The sequence below is a fragment of the bacterium genome (genome assembly GCA_023150945.1).
In the GTDB taxonomy this organism is placed as follows: domain Bacteria; phylum Zhuqueibacterota; class Zhuqueibacteria; order Zhuqueibacterales; family Zhuqueibacteraceae; genus Coneutiohabitans.
In genome coordinates, this window is the sequence record JAKLJX010000018.1 from 120,309 (window position 1) to 139,582 (window position 19,274).

Below are 19,274 nucleotides of genomic sequence, written 5' to 3' on the forward strand. Positions count from 1 at the left end.
ATCATGGCCTTGCAGGTTCCCAATCTCGATGACAAAACTTTTCAGGAGCTGGCGGCAGAGGCCGTTGCGCTGATTCCGCGCTACTCGCGCGACTGGACCGATCACAATCTTCACGATCCCGGCATCACGTTCCTGGAGTTGTTCGCCTGGCTGGCAGAGATGCAAATCTACCAGCTCAATCGCGTGACCGATAACCAGATTGACCGGTTTCTCAAAATGGTGGGAATGGCGCGGTTGGCGCGGCAACCGGCGCGGGTGGAGATCGAGTTCACTGTTCCCGCCATCTCAACTCTCGGACTGCTGCCGGCCGGCACGCGCGTGGTGCCGCTCGGCCACGAACATCTGATTTTTGAAACCGAAGATGATTTTTCCATCACGCGCACCCGGATGATTGCCATCAATTCGCACTGGAACAGCACGAGCATCGATTATACTGAAGCCAACAACAAAGTGGGCATCTACTTTTTCCCATTCGGCGAGCAAGCGGCAGTGGGCGCAACCCTGGCGCTGGGATTCGATCAGCCTTTCGCCGATGCCGAGATTGCCAATCTCTTCTTTCTGCTGCGTGAAGATGATCTGCCAGCGCCTGCGCCGCGGCCTGAAGGTGCTGATGAGATTCAGCCCTCCGCAACTCTGGTGTGGGAATACTCTGTGAATGGCAATTGGGCGCAATTGAATGTGCTGCGCGACACGACGCTCAGCTTGAATCAGAGCGGCCGCCTGGTTTTCATTCCGCCGGCGGATTGGACTGCCCCAAATGGCGTCTACTGGCTGCGCGGCCGACTTGCTGCCGGGCTTTATGAGATTCCGCCGGTGCTCGAGCATGTCAGATTGAATGTCATCCCTGCGCGGCAAGTGGAGACAGTGATGCACGAAGATCTGGGTGAAGGCACCGGTTTGCCCCACCAGAGAGTGCGGCTGCAAAAATTGCCGCTGTTGCTCGCTGCCGATCGTGAACGCGGACCATTGCGGGTGGGTGATATTCTCAACTGGCCTGAGTTTCTAACGGCCCTTCGCCCGGCCGGCACAACCGGGCAACCTGCGACGCAGCGCCGGTTTTGGGATTTTCTCCCCGCTACCATCCAAGCGCTGATCAAAGACGAGCTGATTGGCCGGCTGCCTACCGATAGCGAGAAGTATCAAATTGTCGCGGCATTCAACCAAATCCTCACCTCGACGGATCTCTACGACCCCGCGATTTTTGCCGAGATTCAGCCAACTGAAGCCTATCAACAAGCCGTGGCGCAACCGGAATGTGACTTTGCCGCGGCTGCCATCATTCAGTTCAATCGCCAGCTTTTTGATTTGGCGTTCGCCAATCAAGTCGCGCGGCCCGGACTGGTCATTCAAGTGCAAGATCACATGGTGTGGGAAGATTGGCAGCGCGTGGAGGATTTTGAAAGCTCGGCTGCCGGCGACCGGCATTATGTATTGGAGGTTGAAACTGGTGAGGTCACTTTCGGCAACGGACAGAACGGCCGCATTCCGGGAGAAGGGCGGAGCATGCGCGCCTATTCCTATCAAACCAGCCGTGGCAGTGAAGGCAATGTTTCTGCCGGCCTCACCTGGCGCATCGAGAAGTCCGGCGCTGCCGGCGCGCGAGGAATGAATGTGCTGCCGACCAGCGGCGGCCGGGAACCGGAGACGATTGCCGAGGCGCAACTGCGCGCGCAAGAGGAGATGACCTCGCGGCAGCGCGCCGTGACTTCGGCAGATTTCGAGCAGCTCGCCCTGGCAACGCCGGGCTTGCGCGTGGCGCGCGCCAAAGCTCTGCCCAATTATCATCCGGAATTTCCCAAGCTGCATCTGCCGGGGAATGTTACGGTGGTCGCCGTGCCGGCGCTGCGATCCAATCGCGTGACGCCTGCTGCCGGCGCAGGATTTCTGCAAACCGTGCAGCGTCATCTCGAAGCACGGCGCCTCGTTGCCACGGTTGTGCATGTGATCGCGCCGGCCTACGTGGAAGTGGCGGTGCGCGGCAAAATCTTCAAACAGAAAAAGAGTGACACAAAGGAAGTGGAGAAGCGGGCGCTGGCAGCCCTGCAAAAATTCTTGCACCCGCTCACCGGCGGCCCGAACCAAGATGGCTGGACCTTTGGCCGGCCGGTGTATGCCGCCGAAATCTATCAGCTTCTTGATGAAGTGGAGGGCGTTGATCACGTCGTGGGCATCGAGCTGGACGCAGTCGCGCTGCAACAGCTCGCTCAAAAGATCATTACCATTCCGCCCAATGCGCTGGTCTACAGCGGAGAGCATAATTTGGAAATCGTATGAATCCCTCTGATTTCAAAAGCCAGGTCTTTCGAACGCCGGCGCAGTGGCAAAACGGGTTGTCTTCCGGCCTGCAAATTCTGCCCGAGGGCGGCCTCACGCTTTATCCCCGGCCCGCGTTTGAATCATGGTTGCCGATTCCAATCGCGGGCGGCAAGCCCACTGCACTGGCGGTGGACGAATGCGGGCTGATTTATTGGATTGCCGAGCAAGATCGTTGTTTGTATCGCTGCGACTTGATCTCGCACAAACTCGATCGCTTGTATTGTCCGCATGGCCGCAGCGCCGCTGCCACCGGCCGCCTGCTCATGGATCGTTTCAATTTCTGGATGCTCGATGCCGCTAACCGCCGGGTGTTGGTGTTTTCGCGAGAGACTTTTCAATTGAAGCTTGTGCTCGCTGCCATCAAGCAGCCGGTTGATATTGCGCTGGGCCGCTCAGGCATCCTGTACGTCTTGGATCAAGACTCTCGCACCATACTCCGCTACGATGCCCACGGTCGGACCGCCGGACCGGCTTTTGGCGGCGCAGAGTTGCAGCAGCCAATCGGACTCATCGTCGGCCGGGATCATTTCATTTATGTGCTCGACCGCAATCAACGCCATTTTCTGCGCTATGATGCCGAGGGCAACTTTCTGGGATTGATCGGCGATTTCGACAGCGTGGCGCCCGACTTTCGGCCGGCCATGATCGCGGCCAATTCGCAAGGAAATCTCTTTGTTGTCGATGGCCGCACGCAACAACTGCACGAATTCGATGCCGACGGCAGCCACCTCGGCGTCATGCAATTGCCGGCTGTTGTCAAATCAATCAAAGGCATCGCCTTCGGCCGCGGGGATGATCTTTTTCTCAGCACTGATCAAGGCCTCGCCCGTTTCAGTGCGCGCCTGAGTTTTGTGGGCGAAACCGGCGCCTTTTACACGCGCACGCTGGACAATGGCGCAGACCGGTCAACATGGCACCGCCTGGCGCTGGAAGCAAATCTGCCGCCGGGAACGATACTCGAGATTTTCTATCACTCCAGCGACGACACACGCCTGCGCGGCTTGGTCGAGGCGGTGTTTACCGATCCCAACGACTCCGTGCAAAGAAAAGTGGAAAGGCTCGAAGCCTTGCTCGGCACAAAATGGATTGGGCCTGAGAAAAATCCCACGGACATGCTGTTGCGCGAGCAAACCGGCCGTTTCCTCTGGTTGAAACTGGCGCTTTCCACCTTTGACGCCAATCAAAAACCGGTGGTGCGCGAGCTGCGCGCCTACTATCCCCGCATTTCCTATCTGCGCTACTTGCCGGCAACTTATCAAGAAGATGCGGTGAGCCGCGCTTTTCTCGAGCGCTTCCTCTCCTTGTTCGAATCCGTACTGTACGGACTGGAAACCGAAATCACCGCGCTGTTCAAGAATTTTGATCCGCTGACCACGCCGGCAGACTTTCTCGATTGGCTGGCCTCGTGGCTGAATCTTGCCCTCGAAGAAGAATGGCCGGAAACCCGCAAGCGCCAGTTCCTGCTGCAGGCCCCGGAATTGTTCAAACAAAAAGGCACTGTGGCCGGCATTGCCGGCTTGGTGGAAATCTACACCGGCCAGCGTCCGCTGATCGTGGAACATGCTTTGGTCTCGCCGCCGCTGATTCTGGGCAAGCCCTTGCGCTTGGGCCTCAACAGCGTGGTGAGCGCGACGCCGATTCGCGGCTTTCGCCTGGGCGACAGCGCGGTGCTCGGCCGCACCGCCCTCCGCGAGGTGGCGCAACTGCCGGAAGATCCGTTTCAGACGATGGCGCATCGTTTCACCTTGCTGCTCAACCTGAGCCGCGCGGATTTCCAAAAGCAGGAAGCCAAGCTGCGCGAGATGCTGAATGATGAAACGCCCGCGCACACCGCTTACACTCTGAAATTGATCGGCGCCGGCAGCGCGGCGGCGGACCTCTACGTCGGCGTCAATTCGCGCGTCGAAGAGTATCAGCCGGTTCGACTCAACGGCACCGCGCGAGTGGGGCGGGTCGTGGCGGCCATTCACGGAGAAAAAGCGGTGCGGCTGGAACGCAATTCCCAAATAGGTAGATGCTTCAGATTGATATAACCCGCATAACCCAAGCGAGGGCAATCATGGAAAAAGAGAAAGATCACGGCTCGGGAGTCTGCGCGATTCCATTCTTCGAGCGCAATAACTACTTCTACAGCAAACTGATGACGGTGCGCGATTTTTTTGCTGAGCAGCGCTACTTCAACGAGAAGCGCTGGCTGATGAATCGCATGGTCAGCGGCTGGGGCGTGGTCTGTGGCCTGGATGTGACTTTCGATCCCCAGCACCGCGCGCTCATTGTGTCGCCGGGATTGGCGATTGACTGCCGCGGCCGCGAGATCTTGATTTGCGAGCCGCAAGCAGTGAAACTGGCGGTGCTCGAGCCGCCCTGCAATCCCACGCCGGTGCCGCCGGATGCAGCCGGCGAGCATCTCGTGCTTTGCCTGGAGTATCACGATTGCAAAACCGAACCAGTGCAATTGACCTCCATGGCGTGCGGCGGCGAAGAGCGCCAGGAGTTCAACCGCATCCGCGACAGCTTCAAGCTGCGGCTGCGGCATGAGGCGGACGTTCATCTGCCACCGCCCAATGGCAGGCTCTGCCCGCTTATGGACTTCAAAAAAAGCGGCAAACCCGAAACCATGCATGGCTACCTGTGCCGCCATCTCAAGGAGGGTTGTCCGGACTGCGATGAAAAAGTCTGCCTGGTGTTGGCAAGAATCGTGCGGCGCGGCGAATCAGAAGACCCGGATCGGCCGGCGGTATTTCTGGATGCCTGCTTCAAACGCCGGCTGGTGTACAGCAATCCCGTGCTTTACGATTTGATTCATTGCTTTCATGGCGACTTGCCGCATGTCATTGGCATAAGCTGGAAGGATGTACATGCCGCAAAGCCGCTTGAGTGGGGTGAATTTGAAGCTCTGCTGAACAATACGGACAAGGGCTTGACCGTGTATTTTGATCAGGAGATGGACGACAAGACGATCAACCGCCACACATTTTTGCTTTCCGTCGCCAACTACGATGAAGACACGGGATATGATTTCAAAAGATACATCTCCCCGGAACGGATCGAATATGCCAAAGACGCGCACGGCAGCCACGCCACCTTTTTTGTCAATGAAGCCTGGCGAAAAGACACCTTTGTAGGGACTTCCAAAATCCAAAAGGATGGCGGCGATGTCGAAATCGTCTTGCGTGGAAATTTGATTACGAACCTGAAGGGCCAGGCGCTGGATGGTGATTTCATCGCGGGCAAATTCCCCTCGGGAAATGGCGTGCAGGGCGGTGATTTTGTCAGTTGGTTTTCCGTCCTGCCCATGCCCAAACCACAGAAGTCCCAGGGCTGAAAATCATGAAAAGCTGGCATAGACTGCAAGGAGAATGGCAATGAAAGACACAACGCAGGAAAGACACTGCGAGTTCAACAATTTCAAACGGGCTCGCTACTTTCACGGCATGCTGCTGAGCGACCGTGATTTTCGCGAAGAGCAGAGCTACCATCGCGAAAAGCGAAAACTGGCCAACAAGATGCTGCACGGCTGGGGCATCGTCTGCGGCCTCGGGCTGGAGTGGGAGAAAGACGAGAAATGGATCACGGTTACGCCCGGCATGGCGCTGGATTGCCACGGCAACGAGATCATGGTGTGTGATCCGGTCAAGCTCGATCTTGACGCACTGCTGTGCCCACCCCGGCCTGCTGCGCCGTCGCAGGATCCCTGCCAGGAGGTGAAGGCAGGTAGTAAGACTTACTACCTCACCATCGGTTACGAAGAGAGAATGGTTGATCCGGTTTCAGTCTATGCGCCGGGCGGCGGCTGCGACGAGAAAACGTGCGAGCATTCGCGCTATCAGGAGGGATTTTGCCTGCAGTTGGAGAGCGCTTTACCCTCGTCGCCTCTGATTCATCCTATTGAACTCAGCCTGCATGAACGAATAACCAAAGCTGCGACTGCTGAGAAAAAAGAAGCGGTCGCTGCATTCATGAACGGAGAGTTTTGCCACCTCGCCCCACCATGTCCCGCGTGCTGTGCTGAAGTGCACCATTTGGTTTTGGGAACCGTGGTGATCGAAGAAAGCGCAGGAAAAAAGACGGTGAAAGCGATCACGCTGTCGGACCGGCGTTATGTGCTCACGCCCGGCATGATGCAGTATTTGTTCCTTTCCCTGTTCGACGGCGCTACGAATTATAAGACAGTGTCCAGCCACCTCGAGAATTTTTGGGCGGCGGCCAAGCAGGCGAACCAGAGCAACTGCCTCATCTCTTTGCTTACCAACCCCATTGCGGCGCTGTGCAGCATCAAGGACCAAATCGCAAACCAGTATGATGAAGAGAGCCGCAGCAAAGACAAGAAAGACGAAGCAGCAGGGCAAGCACTGGAGACTGCCGCAGAAAAATCGGCCACCCAGGCGGCTGGCGCTGAAACGGAGGTGACCGAAGCGCCCAATGGCGACAAAGCCAAGAAGGCAAAGGGCGGCAAGAAATAATTCTCTGAGGTGAAACATGATTTTGCTTAATTGGCTGACCGTCACCGGACTGCTGTTGTGCCTGTGCGGGGTGGTGATTTTCGCGTGGGGCTTCATCATTCCGAGGATGCAGGCTCTCGAAGTCGGCGTCGCGCGCATTCCCGGCGAAACCGCGGAGGAAAACCTCGGCCTGCCGGCGGTGTGTGATCGGCGGCGCATGGCGCGGCGCGCGTTGTGGGGCATGCTGTTTTTGGTGGCCGGGTTCATTTTGCAGATTTTGGGCAATTTGCCGGTGCTGCCCTGACCCTGCGCAAAGGTGGTCAAGTTCACTATGGATTCTGACAAGCCAACCGAGGGGAGACAATCATGAGGCGGCATTTCTCTGGTGCGCTTTGCTTTTTCCTGACGCTCGCTATTGGCACGATCCCAGGCGCTGTTTTCGCCCAATCTCAGCAATCTGCCGAGGCCAAGCGCTATACTGATTTTGGCGAGCTTTACCGCCAGTCTGAGAAGTATGAGGCTGCCACGCAAATGTACAAAAAGGCGATTCAGATCGATCCGGATTACTTTCCTGCTCATTTCGGACTTGCCAGACTCCTGCTTGAGACTGACTCTCTTGAAGAAGCCGTGGCCGAATTCAAAGTGGCGCTTCGCATTAACCCAGCCCATGAGGACGCTCACGCCTTTCTGGGAGAGGTCTATCGCCGGCTGAAGAGATATGATCTCGCCATTGCCGAGCTGGAGCAGGCCATAAAGATCGATCCAAGTGACGCGTGGAACCACAAAGTGCTGGCCGATGCCTACTATGGGGCAGACCGTTACGACGAAGCCATTGAGCAATCCAACAAGGCACTGGAGTTGCGCCCAGACTACGCTGACGCTTATGAGAGCTTGGGTAATGCCTATGCCGGCAAAAACGACTATCAAACCGCGGCAGAGAATTATCAAAAGGCGCTCAAACTGAATCCGGAGGATCGGACTGTTCAAGTAAAATTGGAACTGGTTCTGGCGGCGCATCCGCTCGGCAATTTGGGTACGGCAAGTGCGACGCTGGAGTTCCTGAAAAGCAAAGTGGCAGAGGATCCGTCTAACCCCGTGCACCGGTACTCGCTCGGGGCCCTGTACTCATTGCTCGATAGTCTGGATGCCGCGGAGCGGGAGCTGAAAGAGGCCTTGGCGCTTCGCCCCGCCGAGGACGAGACCAGGGCCAATGCTCACGCAAGCCTGGCAAAGGTTTACGTCAAGCAAAAGAGGTATGAGTTGGCATTTGATGAAATCAAAGCGGCGATTGACCTGAATCCCCAGAATCCGGACTACATCAAAACCAAAGGAGATATATTCGCGGACCGCGACGGCAATCAAGATCGTTACGAAGCAATATCGGCCTATCAGCAGGCCATTCGTCTGGACCCCTCCCATGAGGATGCACATGCCATGTCAGGCGAAGTCTATCGGCGACTGGAGAAATATGACGAAGCCATTGCGGCGCTGCAAGCGGCAACGAGAATCGACTCGGGTGATGCGTGGAATCATAAAGTGCTGGCAGATGCCTACAAGGGAAAGGACATGTACGATGAGGCCATCGCCGAGAGCAAAAAGGCGCTGGCGTTGAGGCCAAACTACACCGAAGCATACGTGAGTCTGGGTGACGCCTATGTAGGAAAAGATGACTACCAATCGGCGGCGGCAAGTTATGAGAAAGCCCTGGAGTTGAATCCATTCGACCCCACCATACGCGCAAAACTGGAGCTAGCAAAGGCGGGGCAGGCGGCAGATTCGGGAGGAAATCTGATGGGCGGTGTCGCAGTTTTGGAACTATTGAAGCTGAAAGTGACCGAGAATCCCTCAGATCCGGAGGCGCACTATCTGCTCGGAAGGTACTATGAGTTGATCGATAGTCTTGCAGCGGCCGAACGAACGTATAAGCAGGCTCTTCGCCTCAAACCGGATTATGCCGAGACTCATAAAGACCTGGCGGACGTCTATCGGAAAATGAAAAAATACGCATTGGCACTTGAAGAAGTTCAAACGGCCATCAGGCTTGATCCCGCTGACGCTGCAAATTACAAGCGCAGAGGCGATATCTACTATGATCGCGAGCAGTCTCCTGAAGATTTGAACCAAGCACTGATCGCCTACGCGAAGTCTGTCGAGCTTGACCCACTGTATGCCGATGGCTACTCGGCTTGGGGCGAGGCTTTGCGTTATATGAAACGATATGAGGAAGCGATCGAAAAACTCCAGCGTGCGATTGCTTTGGAACCCGAAGACGCTTGGGCGCACAAGAAGCTGGCCGACACTTACTTTGGGCTGGGGGATCGGGATGACAACAGTGAAAACTACAGCCGGGCCATCGAAGAGTACCGGCAGGCGCTTCAGCACCGGCCAAATTTCCCGGAGGCTTACGTGGGAATGGCGCAAGCGCTACGCGTTTTGAGGCGTTATGATCAGGCAATCGAAATCCTGAAACTGGCCCTGCAATTGAGCCCAGAAAATGAAGATATCTATTCTGCTCTGGGGGAGACATATCGCCTAAATAAGCAATCTGATTTGGCAATTCCGGCGCTCAAGAGGGCAATTGCGCTGGCTCCCAAAGACCACTTTCCACACCAAGTATTGGGTTCGATTTTTGTCGAACAATCGCAGTATGAGGATGCCATCCATGAAACCAAGATCGCGATAAAGTTGAGGGCGGAGCAGGGTGAGCCGCGGCAGACGGAGTTGTACCTGCGGCTGTGCCGAGCCTATTTCCTGCGCCATGGCGGCTCTTCCGATTTCATCAGAACTGCCCTGGGTAAGGAGACTGATCCTGTGTTTGTCCTCATGATGCAGGCTGTCCTCGACCTCAAAGACGTGCGCACTGATTTGGCCATGGCAAAGCTCAATGAGCTGCAGCGCATCGACTCGGCCCTTTATGAGGATCTGGAAATCAGTGAGTTGGGAGAAATCTTCGAAGGAATCGAAGACACTGGAAGGAAGCGTGAATAGCAATAAATGTAACAAATCTGCTCACTATGCTACTTACCTCATGGTGACGTGTTGCAGTCTATGAAACAGCCAATTACACACCTGTCGCTGCTGGCATGGTGTTTGTCTCAACTGTTTACTCCTCTGAATGCTCTGAGCCAGGAGCATGACTTTGAAAAACTTCTCAAGGAAGCGATGACCCGGTTCAATCGTTCTGAGTACACAGTTGCGGAGGATCGTTTCGCTCAGGTCTTGAGAGTCTCGCCCAATCATCCCGAAGCCTGTTTGTACATGGGATTCATCAAGTACTATCGGGGCGGCTCTTCGGATATTGAAGTAGCGAAGTGGTGGTCGCGGGGGCTGCGGGCGGGAGGCAAGATTCCTGACAAGCTGTTAAGCCTCATTAAGGCACGGGCCGCAAAACTGAGTGAGACCGGCCAAGAGTCCTTAGCGGCCAGAAGGTATGATCGCGCTCGCGAATACTTTGAGTTGGCTCGCGACTTGGATCCGCAATTGCCTGAGATCGAGAGCAGGATAAAGCGGGTAAATGACATCACTGCTGAAATTGATTCTCTTGTGAGGCGGGGAGAAGAACGCCTGAGACGAGGCGATTGGCAAGCGGCAGAGGGGGCGTTCAGCAGGGCCTTACGGCTTGATCCCCAGAACAGAGCCGCAGAAGCGGGCCGCGCGCACAGTAGGTTGAAAGCGCACCAAATGAGTGTCTTGACGGAAGGAGTTCAAAAACTGAAATTGTGGAATTTCAGCGGGGCAGAGGAGAGCTTTCAGCAGGCCCGCATGATTGACTCTAGTTCCAGCGAAATAAAGCAGCATCTTCTCATACTGGATTACTTCAAAAAGGCTGAGAGCCTGCGTGGCAAAAGCGACAGCGTGGTGAGCGCATTAACGCTTTGGCAGAAAGGTCTGCGAATCGCGCGCGAAGTATTTCCTGATTCTCTCTATCGGGCTGTGCACCAGGTGCTGTCCGACACCCTGCGAGGAATCAGGACAGAGATGATTGCGCGTCATGAGATCATTTATTCGAAACTGCAGGAACAAAAGTGGCACGATGCCCTTGGCGCATTAGCTGGCTTTGACTCCATCGTTGTGGCGTTTGATGCCTTGACAGGCGACAGCCTCACAGGCACGCTCCGCCTCGAGGAAAAACGGCAACAAGCACGGCGAGGTTTGGATCGAGCGAAGTTGGCCACAGTAGCAATAGGCGGTTTGCTAGTTGTGCTTATCCTGGTCACAGGAGTTCTAGTTTATGTCAAGCGACATGGAATTCGGCTCTGGTGGGCTCACCATGCATTGAAACAACAAAGGTACGAACAAGGTTATCGGGTGTACAAGGACTTGTATAGGACGATTCCAAAATATCGGCAGCGAATCTGCCGGAGTCTGGCTGAACACTACTCGCGTAATGGCGATGACCCCAGCGTTGCCGCGGTTTTTTCGAGCTTCTTTCCCCAGGAATTCGACGCAAAAAACGCGCCGGACAGCACTGCTTGCGACGCGATCCAATTGTATGGCGAAATCACCGCAATGCAGTTGCAGCAACGGGGTTTGTCTCGCGAGGAAGCAGCCGATATCGCTCAGCTTCGCGGCGAGGCGCTCCGCAAAACCAGTGAACGATTGGGTCGGAAGGTCCTCGTCGCGTTTGAAGACCCTTTCGAGCATGTTGATCCGCAAGGATTGTCCAGCCATGACTATCGGGCCTATTACGCCAGTATGCAAGAGCTGCTGGAGATTGAAACTTGGGAGGAACTGAAAGCTGCCAGTTCAATCCTGGACAAGATGCGCCAGGCCTCAATCTTCCAAACGGAAGTTCCCCACGAGATTCATAATGTCTGCGCCGCTCTCCAGAAGTATGAGCAAGCCACCGGTGCCAAGGACAAAGTTTCTTTCCTGACGGCCGGCCTCAATGCCATTGAAACAGCAAATCAAACTGCCAATGCCCAACTGCAAGGCGCCGAGCGAGAACTTTTTGCTGAGATCCTGTTGAAGTGGCGGAACGTGCTGGCGCGAGAAATGGATGAATTGCGCGGCCGTGCCTACCTGATCGGCAAGTGGAAGGCCGCCAAGCTGCTGCGCCACCAAAGCAACAAGATCCGTTTGGAAATTGAAAACAGGGGCCTCGGAACCGCAGATGATATCCGTGTTTCGATTGACCCAAGCGGTGCCCTTGAAGTGAAGGTGAGGGTGCAGAGCTTGAGCATACTGCAGCCCGAGGAAAGAAGCTTTGTCGATTTCGATGTCAGCTTGACCACGGGAGAAGCAGAGAACCATGGCGAAGTCCGGATACCGTTTGAGATCGCCTATACCGATTCCCGCAAGAATCAGGTTGTTTATCGCGACGCCAGCACTTTTAGTTTTTTTGAAGCGCCATACGTTCCGATCAAGGAGAACCCCTACTTTGCAGGAAAACCCGTGAGAGACGCCGGGATGTTCTTCGGCCGCGAGGACGTTTTCGATTTCATCCGGCGGAATATCGACCGGAATGTGATTCTGATTAATGGCGAACGGCGCGCGGGCAAGACTTCATTGCTTTATCAGCTTGCCGAGCCCAATGCCGTCAGCCCCGATCATATCTTCGTTTTCATCGACATCATGGGAATCGCCGGCGTTGATTCGGCCGGCTTGTTGTTTGCACTCATGCGGGAAACACACAGGACCCTTGATAAGGCAGGAGTCAACATCGCAGAACCCGTGCGGGCAGAATTCGAGGAAAACCCGTTTCGGGCGTTTAGTGATTTCGCGGAAGTCATTGCCACGACAGTCGGCAATAAGACGATTGTCCTGATGCTCGATGAGTTTGAAAACCTGCAGGAAAAGATCAATCGCAAGCAACTGCAAGAGGATATCTTCGAGTATTTGCGCAGCGTCATGGAACACAAGTGCTTCAAGTTCATTTTGATTGGGACCTACCGGTTGGATGAGCTGACGTCATCGTACTGGCCGGTGTTTACGCAAATTGCCGTTCATTATTCTCTGGGCAGGCTGGAGCCTGAGGCTGCCAAAGCCTTGATTACAAATCCCATTGCAGGTTACGTGCAATATGATGCCTTCGCTCTCGATAGAATAGTCAATATTAGTGCCTGCCATCCCTATTTCACGCAATTGCTGTGCCATTTTTTGCTCGAGCATCTCATCGAGTGCAAGAAGAACAGCGTCTCCGCCAGCGACGTCGAGGATGTAATCGATCGCACGGTGACAGGAGGCGCTCCCCATCTCATGTTCATTTACAATACCTGTACGGCACCTGAACAACTGGTGCTTTCAACCGTAGCGGAGATTTGCGGAGAAGGGGAGCACGTCAATCGCAGCCAAATAGAAAAAAAGCTTCGAATGGTGGGTTTGGGTATGGGTGAAAGTGCGCTTTCCGGCGCATTGAAGAAGCTGGTTGGCCGGAACATTCTCGTGTGGGATCGCCAACAAGAATCTTATCGCTTCGACATTGAATTGATCCGCCGCTGGGTCTACCGAAACAAGCCACTTTATAAGGCGCAAGGAGAGATTGTCTTATGAATTCCGCCAAGTCGCTTTCCAATCCCTATACCTATCGCGGCATGATCACGGACCGAGCCAATTTTTATGGCCGGCAGGGAGTCATACAGTACATAAGATCTTCGCTCCTCAAAAAACAGTGTTGTGCCTTGATCGGCGAAACCAAGATTGGCAAATCCTCCATTCTCTATCATATCTGGAAAACCGTTGGCGAAGACGAAGCGTTCAGAAATCTCCTGGTCGTCTATTTGGACGTGTCAGACACGAGCGTTTCTTCCGGCCCGGCCCGCTTCTTCCGGACGGTCAAGGACGAGGTCAATCGGCAGTTGGTGAGATCAAGCCGCCCCGCGATCCCGATCCGTGAAACCGAGGATGTCTATGACAATTTTCGGATATTCTTGCTCGATCTGAGAGATAAAGGCATGACGTTGAGCTTGCTATTGGACGAGTTCGATACTTTGGCAGGCAGCGACAAGTTTGGCATTGAGTTTCGCCAATTTTTGCGCGCCCAGATGCTGCATGAGTTCTCCTATGTAACCGCGACGCGAGCAGATTTTGAGTCGCTTTTTCCTGAGGACGTGAAGGCCGGCTTGACCTCCCCCTGGTTCAATACCTTTCTGATGTACCGCATTGGGGCTTTTTCGATTGAGGAAGCAAGAGAATTCATCATTCAGTCTTCCGAAAAAGTCGCAATTCCGCTCAGGGATTATGAGCAAGAGATTATTGCGCTCGCGGGGACGCATCCCTTGCTGCTTCAGATCACCTGCGGATTCTATTTTGAGCTTTATAGCAAGGGTCAATTGGACACGAATGCGGAGAAAAGAACCGAGAAGCTGAAAAGTCTGATTGCCAAGGATGCCGATCTGAAGTTTCAACTCAAGCTCATTTGGGAATCACTGAACGAACATGAGCGCAAGGCCGCCCTCCGACTGGCGCATGGCGAGCCGGTGCGGGAAGCGAGAATCTTGAGTTTACTCATCGAAAAAGGATATATCCGCGGGGAAAATTTGTTTTCGAAGTTGTTTGCAGGATACGTTCTGTCACAGAATTATGACAGCAGCATGCGCCCTCCGCATTCTGGCGATGGCCGGACGAAAATGGAATTGGCGGTGTCCTGCAACCTGAAGAGAAACCTTTTGAGCGTCACACTCAATTCTGAAAAAAGCCTCTTGCAAACGGATGACTCATCGGAGCCCTTCGATCTTGTCGCAGAAGCCTATGCCCGGCGCGCCACCGAAGCGGCTGTCAGTGATGATTGGCGATTTCACATCAAGGATATCGGAGGCCGTGGCTTGTATCAGGATCTTTTCCAGAAACACCGTGTGCTTTCGAATTTGTACAGCCAGGCGCTGGGTAGAATCCAGGGTGAGGAAGGGAATCTGTCTCTGGTTTTCAAGCTGGCGCAAAGGGAGGCACTCAGGATACCATTTGAATTCTTGTTTGACGGGCAAGAGTATCTTGTGCTGAAGCATCCGGTATCGCGTTTTATCAGCGGCGTATCGGTCCCCAAGAGCTCGCTCCCCGAATTGCTCTCTCAAAGGCGGGAACGGGTTAACATTCTCTTGATTGCTTCCAATACAGAACCGCCGATTCCGGGAGTCGATGACGAGGTACGCGAGTTGAACACGTTGTTGCCGGAGCTGTTGTCCGAAAAAGGCATTGAATGTGAGGTCGTTTGCCTGCCAACTGAAGAGGCCACTTATGAGCGTGTGCGAAAAGAGCTGGGCAGGCGTCGTTATCACCTTTTGCATTATGCCGGTCATGGCGACCATAATCCGAAAATGGCGGAAGAAAGCGCAATTTATCTGTGGGAAAAGAAGCGGCGACAGGGTGACATCAAGCCGATTACCGCTGCCAGCCTGGGAACGCTGCTGCGAGGTTCAGAGCTGCGATTCGCCTATTTCAGTTGCTGTCTGGCGAGCGAGATTGCCGAGAGCGAACAGTTGCTCAGCGGCGACTTTCTCGGCATCGCAGAGGCGGCCATACTCGCAGGCGTGCCGGCGGTGCTGGGCTACCGGTGGCCCGTTTCTGACAAAGGCGCACGAATGATGGCAGCCACATTCTACAAATCGTTCTTGGAGTGCGAAAATTTGGGAGAAGCTCTTCTCGAGGCGCGGCGCGAGCTTGCCAGTGAGGACAAGAATGATCGAACCTGGATGTCGCCGGTGCTGATTAACCAAAAGTCTTGATTCATCGAGTCTGCCAACAACTCGGTGGCCACGCGCCTGCCTGGCGCAAGGGCACGGCAAGAATTGCCGAATTGTGCTCTAGTTCAAGTGGGGTTGTATTGGCAGCAGGCAATTTGATCCTGCAGTTCATCTGGCAAGGGCCGTTAGGCGGTTCAAGTCCGTTACATTCGAGCCATTCTGCCCTTGTGGCTGATGAAAAAAAATCGCATGTTGAATTCGAATTCGATGGGATTCGCCGGCGAAATCTGCGTTGAATATTGCGTCCGCGCCGCGATCCATTTTGTCCCGTAGCGTGCCAGATTCTACTCATGGAACGCCAGCAAACCGCCCAAACCACTTCTGCGCCTCCTCAGAGGAATTCAACGCTGGCTGTGAAGCCGGTGCCTCCCCAATCTACGTCCCTGCCGGCTTTTCTGGAGATGCAGCAAACCCTGGGCAACCAGGCGGTGCAACGGCTCTACCGTTCCGGCGTTTTGCAGGCTAAGCTGAAAGTCGGCGCGCCGGGGGATAAGTACGAGCAGGAAGCCGACCGCGTAGCCGATCAGGTGATGCGCATGCCGGAGCCGATCGTGCGCCGACAGGCGGCCGAAGAGGAAGAACCGGTTCAAGCCAAGCCACTGGCTGCGCAAATTACGCCGTTGGTGCAGCGCCAGCCTGCGGCTGAAGAGGAAGAGCCGATGCAGGCGGAATTTGAGAGTGGCGGCGAAGCCGCGATTCAGCGCCAAGCCTGGTTGACCGGGCACATGCCGGTTGTCCAGCGCGCAGTGCCGGTGGCAGTGCGCGAAGACGATGATAAGAAGAAAGTACAAACCAAGTCGCTGTTGCAGCGCCAAGAGGAAAATGAAGATGAATCAGCGCAGACAAAACCCTTGCTGCAACGCCAAGAGAAGGAAGAGGAAGAAAAACCTGTCCAAGCAAAACCCATCGTTGGTCTAACCGCGACTCTGCAGCGCCAGGAAGAAAAAGAAGATGAAACCGCGCAGACCAAGCCTTTGCTACAGCGGGAAGAAAAGAAGGAAGATGAAAAACCAGCTCAGGCAAAACACTTCGATGGATTAGCTGTAACTGTCCAGCGTCAGGATGAAAAGGAGGACGAGGCACAAACCTTCTCTTTGCAAAGGCAAAAAGAAGAGGACGAATCTGCGCAGGCCAAGTTTGCATCAACTGCTGGGCCGCAGTTGCAGCGCCAGGCGGAAAAAGAAGATGAAACCGCGCAACCGAAAGCCTTACTGCAACGGCAAGAAGAGAAAGAAGAAGGAAAGCCAGCTCAGGCGAAACGTGTCGATGGATTAGTTGCGACTCTGCAACGCCAAGAAGAAAAAAACGACGAGGCACAGACCTTTTCTTTGCAAAGACAAAAGGAGGAAGACGAATCTGCACAGGCCAAGTTTGCCTCAACCGCTGGGCCGCATTTGCAACGCCAGGAAGAAAAAGATGATGAAGCCGCTCAGACCAAGCCTTTGCTGCAACGGCAGGAGAAAACAGAAGAGGAAAAACCTGCCCAGGCAAAATTTGCTGCGGGCCTGAGCTATGCTCTCCAGCGCCAGGAAGAGAAGGAGGACGAGTCTGCGCAGGCCATGAAAGTGCAGCGGCGACAGATTCATCTCAGCCCGCCGGCCCTGCGAGCAAAGCCGGGCGGCAACGGTGAAATGCACGCCAGCAGCGCGGTCGAGGCACGTGTGTCACACTCTCGTGGCGGCGGCAGCGTGTTGCCAAACGACACACGAGCCTACATGGAACCTCGCTTCGGCGTGGATTTCAGTCAGGTACGCGTGCATACTGGCACCGACGCAGCTCAAATGAGCCAGGACCTAAACGCGCAAGCCTTCACCGTTGGCAGAGATATCTATTTTGGCAACGGCAAATACAATCCCCAAACCAGTGGCGGACAACAGCTCTTAGCGCATGAGTTGACGCACGTGGTGCAGCAAGGCGCTGCGCTGCGCGCCAAGCCCATCGCGGTCACGCCTGCGCCGCAAAAAATCCAGCGCTCGCCCGGCCCCATCGCCAATCTCCTGAACAAAGTCGCGCGGAACATCCCCGGCTACACGTTGATCACCGTCATCATCGGCAAGAACCCCATCACCGGCGAGGAAGTGCCCCGCACTGCCAAGAACTTTCTGGGCGGGTTCATGGGGTTGATACCGGGAGGCACGGTTCTATTCGACAATCTGAACAAATCCGGGGCCATTGACGAGGCGTTCAACTGGCTGCAGAAACAAGTTCAAGCATTGAACATCACCTGGGCGGGCATCAAAGCCTTGATTGCCGAGGCGTGGGACAAAGTTTCGATTTGGTACGGGATCGCGAAAAACCTCAAGATCATCAAGGATATCTTTGCGCCCACCGTGACCCGGGTTTTCAATTTTGTCAAATCCTTGGGCTCGAAGATACTGGAATTCATTTTCACGGGCGTGCTCAAAATGATCGGCGCGCCGGTGAAACAGATCATGGCGATTCTGAACAAGGGCAAGGAAGTCATCACCAAGATCATCAAGGATCCCATTGGTTTTGTCAAGAATCTCATCAAAGGACTGATTCAGGGGATTGGGCAGTTTGCCAAGAATGCGCTCAAGCACTTGAAGGCTGGCATTTCCGGCTGGCTATTCGGCGCGTTGTCTGCGGCCAACATTACGCTGCCCTCGAAGTTTGATCTCAAAGGCATCTTTCATTTGGTTCTGCAAATTCTTGGCGCCACCTACCAGGCCATCCGCGCGAGGGTGGTGAAAGCTTTAGGGCCAAAAGGCGAAGGCATTGTCTCCAAAGTTGAAAAAGCCGTGGAGTTTGTCAAGGAACTGGTGACAAAGGGGCCGATTGCTTTGTGGGAGCGGGTGAAGGATTCGCTGAGTAACCTCAAAGAAACGGTGTTTGGCGCCATTATCGATTGGGTGAAGAGTACGATCATCGGCAAAGCCATCGAGAAACTGATCAGCTTTTTCAACCCGGCCGGCGCGCTCATTCAAGCGGTGATTGCGATTTACAACACCGTGAAGTTTTTCATTGAACGGATCAATCAAATTCGCGAATTTGCCGCGTCGGTATTCAACTCCATTGCCGAGATTGCCAGCGGCAATCTTGGCAAAGCCGCGACTGCGGTGGAGAATGCCATTGCCAAATCCATTCCCGTGATCATCAGCTTCCTCGCCAGTTTGATCGGCCTGGGCGGCATCAGCAAGAAGATTCAAGAGATCATCAAAAAGATCCGCCAGCCGATTGACAAGGCGATTGGGAAGGTGGTCGGGTGGATTGTGGAGAAGGCGAAGAAGCTGTTTGGAAAGGGGAAGAAAAAAGGCGAAAAGGTTCATGGTCCAGAATTGCAGAAAGGATTAGCTGCTCTTGATGCAGTTACCGCACGCTATGCCAAAGATGGCGCTACCAAGGATGAGATTGAGGCCGGCATCAAGGCAGTTCGACGAAAATTTAAGGTATTCAAATCCATTGAGGTAATTGACAGAGGAGAGACTTGGGATTATGATTACGTTGCCAGTCCGGGAAAACGTAGGAAGGGAGCGCGGCAGAAAATTCAAAATGAGATTCAAGAACTCATTAAAAAGCTAGGAAAGCTAAAAGGCGGTGGCAAACTAATAAGTTTCTTGAAGAGTAAGAAGATCAAACCATGGTTTAAGCACGGTTTTATCTTTCAAGCTGAACGAGCTTTAGTTTATCAGACACAGGGCTTACTTTTAGCCATAGAAGTAAGATTTGAAGACCCAGTGAAAGGAAAGGTGTCTTTCTTTGACTTATTGAGTTTTGCATAAATAATAGGAATATCAGATCTCCCATGGAAGATCTGACGCTTTGATGCACGCCCTAAGAAGTCTTTGTGATTGGAATAGTCTTTTGTTTGAGTTGGTAA

The 19,274-nt window shown here is 54.3% G+C and carries 9 protein-coding genes; all 9 read left to right on the forward strand.

What is annotated here, in order from left to right; all coding sequences use genetic code 11:
• Window positions 1-3 precede the first annotated feature (3 nt).
• The 9 genes from L6R21_21005 (at window position 4) to L6R21_21045 (ending at window position 19,176) form a co-directional block, all read left to right on the forward strand.
• The gene (locus tag L6R21_21005) at window positions 4-2,274 is read left to right on the forward strand and encodes a putative baseplate assembly protein (protein ID MCK6561686.1); all 2,271 of its coding nucleotides are present in this window, start codon (window positions 4-6) and stop codon (window positions 2,272-2,274) included.
• Entirely contained in the window at window positions 2,271-4,349 is a 2,079-nt protein-coding gene (locus L6R21_21010; protein MCK6561687.1) for a phage tail protein, read from the forward strand. Before L6R21_21005 ends, L6R21_21010 begins: the two co-directional genes overlap by 4 nt.
• A 26-nt stretch (window positions 4,350-4,375) precedes the next feature.
• Window positions 4,376-5,641, forward strand: coding sequence for a hypothetical protein (locus L6R21_21015; protein ID MCK6561688.1), 1,266 nt, complete (start codon window positions 4,376-4,378; stop codon window positions 5,639-5,641).
• 40 nt (window positions 5,642-5,681) lie between these two features.
• Window positions 5,682-6,779: a hypothetical protein gene (locus L6R21_21020; protein MCK6561689.1), complete on the forward strand. Its 1,098-nt coding sequence runs from the start codon at window positions 5,682-5,684 to the stop codon at window positions 6,777-6,779.
• A 16-nt stretch (window positions 6,780-6,795) separates the two neighbouring features.
• Complete coding sequence (locus L6R21_21025; GenBank protein ID MCK6561690.1) at window positions 6,796-7,062, forward strand: hypothetical protein; 267 nt, start codon at window positions 6,796-6,798, stop codon at window positions 7,060-7,062.
• 62 nt (window positions 7,063-7,124) lie between these two features.
• Window positions 7,125-9,746, forward strand: coding sequence for a tetratricopeptide repeat protein (locus L6R21_21030; GenBank protein MCK6561691.1), 2,622 nt, complete (start codon window positions 7,125-7,127; stop codon window positions 9,744-9,746).
• Window positions 9,747-9,806: 60 nt separating this feature from the next.
• A complete protein-coding gene (locus L6R21_21035) occupies window positions 9,807-13,250 on the forward strand; it encodes an AAA family ATPase (GenBank protein ID MCK6561692.1) in 3,444 nt (1,147 codons plus the stop codon).
• Window positions 13,247-15,418: a CHAT domain-containing protein gene (locus tag L6R21_21040; protein ID MCK6561693.1), complete on the forward strand. Its 2,172-nt coding sequence runs from the start codon at window positions 13,247-13,249 to the stop codon at window positions 15,416-15,418. Before L6R21_21035 ends, L6R21_21040 begins: the two co-directional genes overlap by 4 nt.
• Before the next feature lie 308 nt (window positions 15,419-15,726).
• A complete protein-coding gene (locus tag L6R21_21045) occupies window positions 15,727-19,176 on the forward strand; it encodes a DUF4157 domain-containing protein (protein ID MCK6561694.1) in 3,450 nt (1,149 codons plus the stop codon).
• Window positions 19,177-19,274: the final 98 nt, after the last annotated feature.

Bases quoted from the DNA above. Each gene is read 5' to 3' on its own strand.
- L6R21_21020 (MCK6561689.1), top strand. From the start codon at position 5,682: ATGAAAGACACAACGCAGGAAAGACACTGCGAGTTCAACAATTTCAAA.
- L6R21_21030 (MCK6561691.1), top strand. From the start codon at position 7,125: ATGAGGCGGCATTTCTCTGGTGCGCTTTGCTTTTTCCTGACGCTCGCT.
- L6R21_21045 (MCK6561694.1), top strand. From the start codon at position 15,727: ATGGAACGCCAGCAAACCGCCCAAACCACTTCTGCGCCTCCTCAGAGG.
- L6R21_21035 (MCK6561692.1), top strand. From the start codon at position 9,807: ATGAAACAGCCAATTACACACCTGTCGCTGCTGGCATGGTGTTTGTCT.
- L6R21_21040 (MCK6561693.1), top strand. From the start codon at position 13,247: ATGAATTCCGCCAAGTCGCTTTCCAATCCCTATACCTATCGCGGCATG.
- L6R21_21010 (MCK6561687.1), top strand. From the start codon at position 2,271: ATGAATCCCTCTGATTTCAAAAGCCAGGTCTTTCGAACGCCGGCGCAG.
- L6R21_21015 (MCK6561688.1), top strand. From the start codon at position 4,376: ATGGAAAAAGAGAAAGATCACGGCTCGGGAGTCTGCGCGATTCCATTC.
- L6R21_21025 (MCK6561690.1), top strand. From the start codon at position 6,796: ATGATTTTGCTTAATTGGCTGACCGTCACCGGACTGCTGTTGTGCCTG.
- L6R21_21005 (MCK6561686.1), top strand. From the start codon at position 4: ATGGCCTTGCAGGTTCCCAATCTCGATGACAAAACTTTTCAGGAGCTG.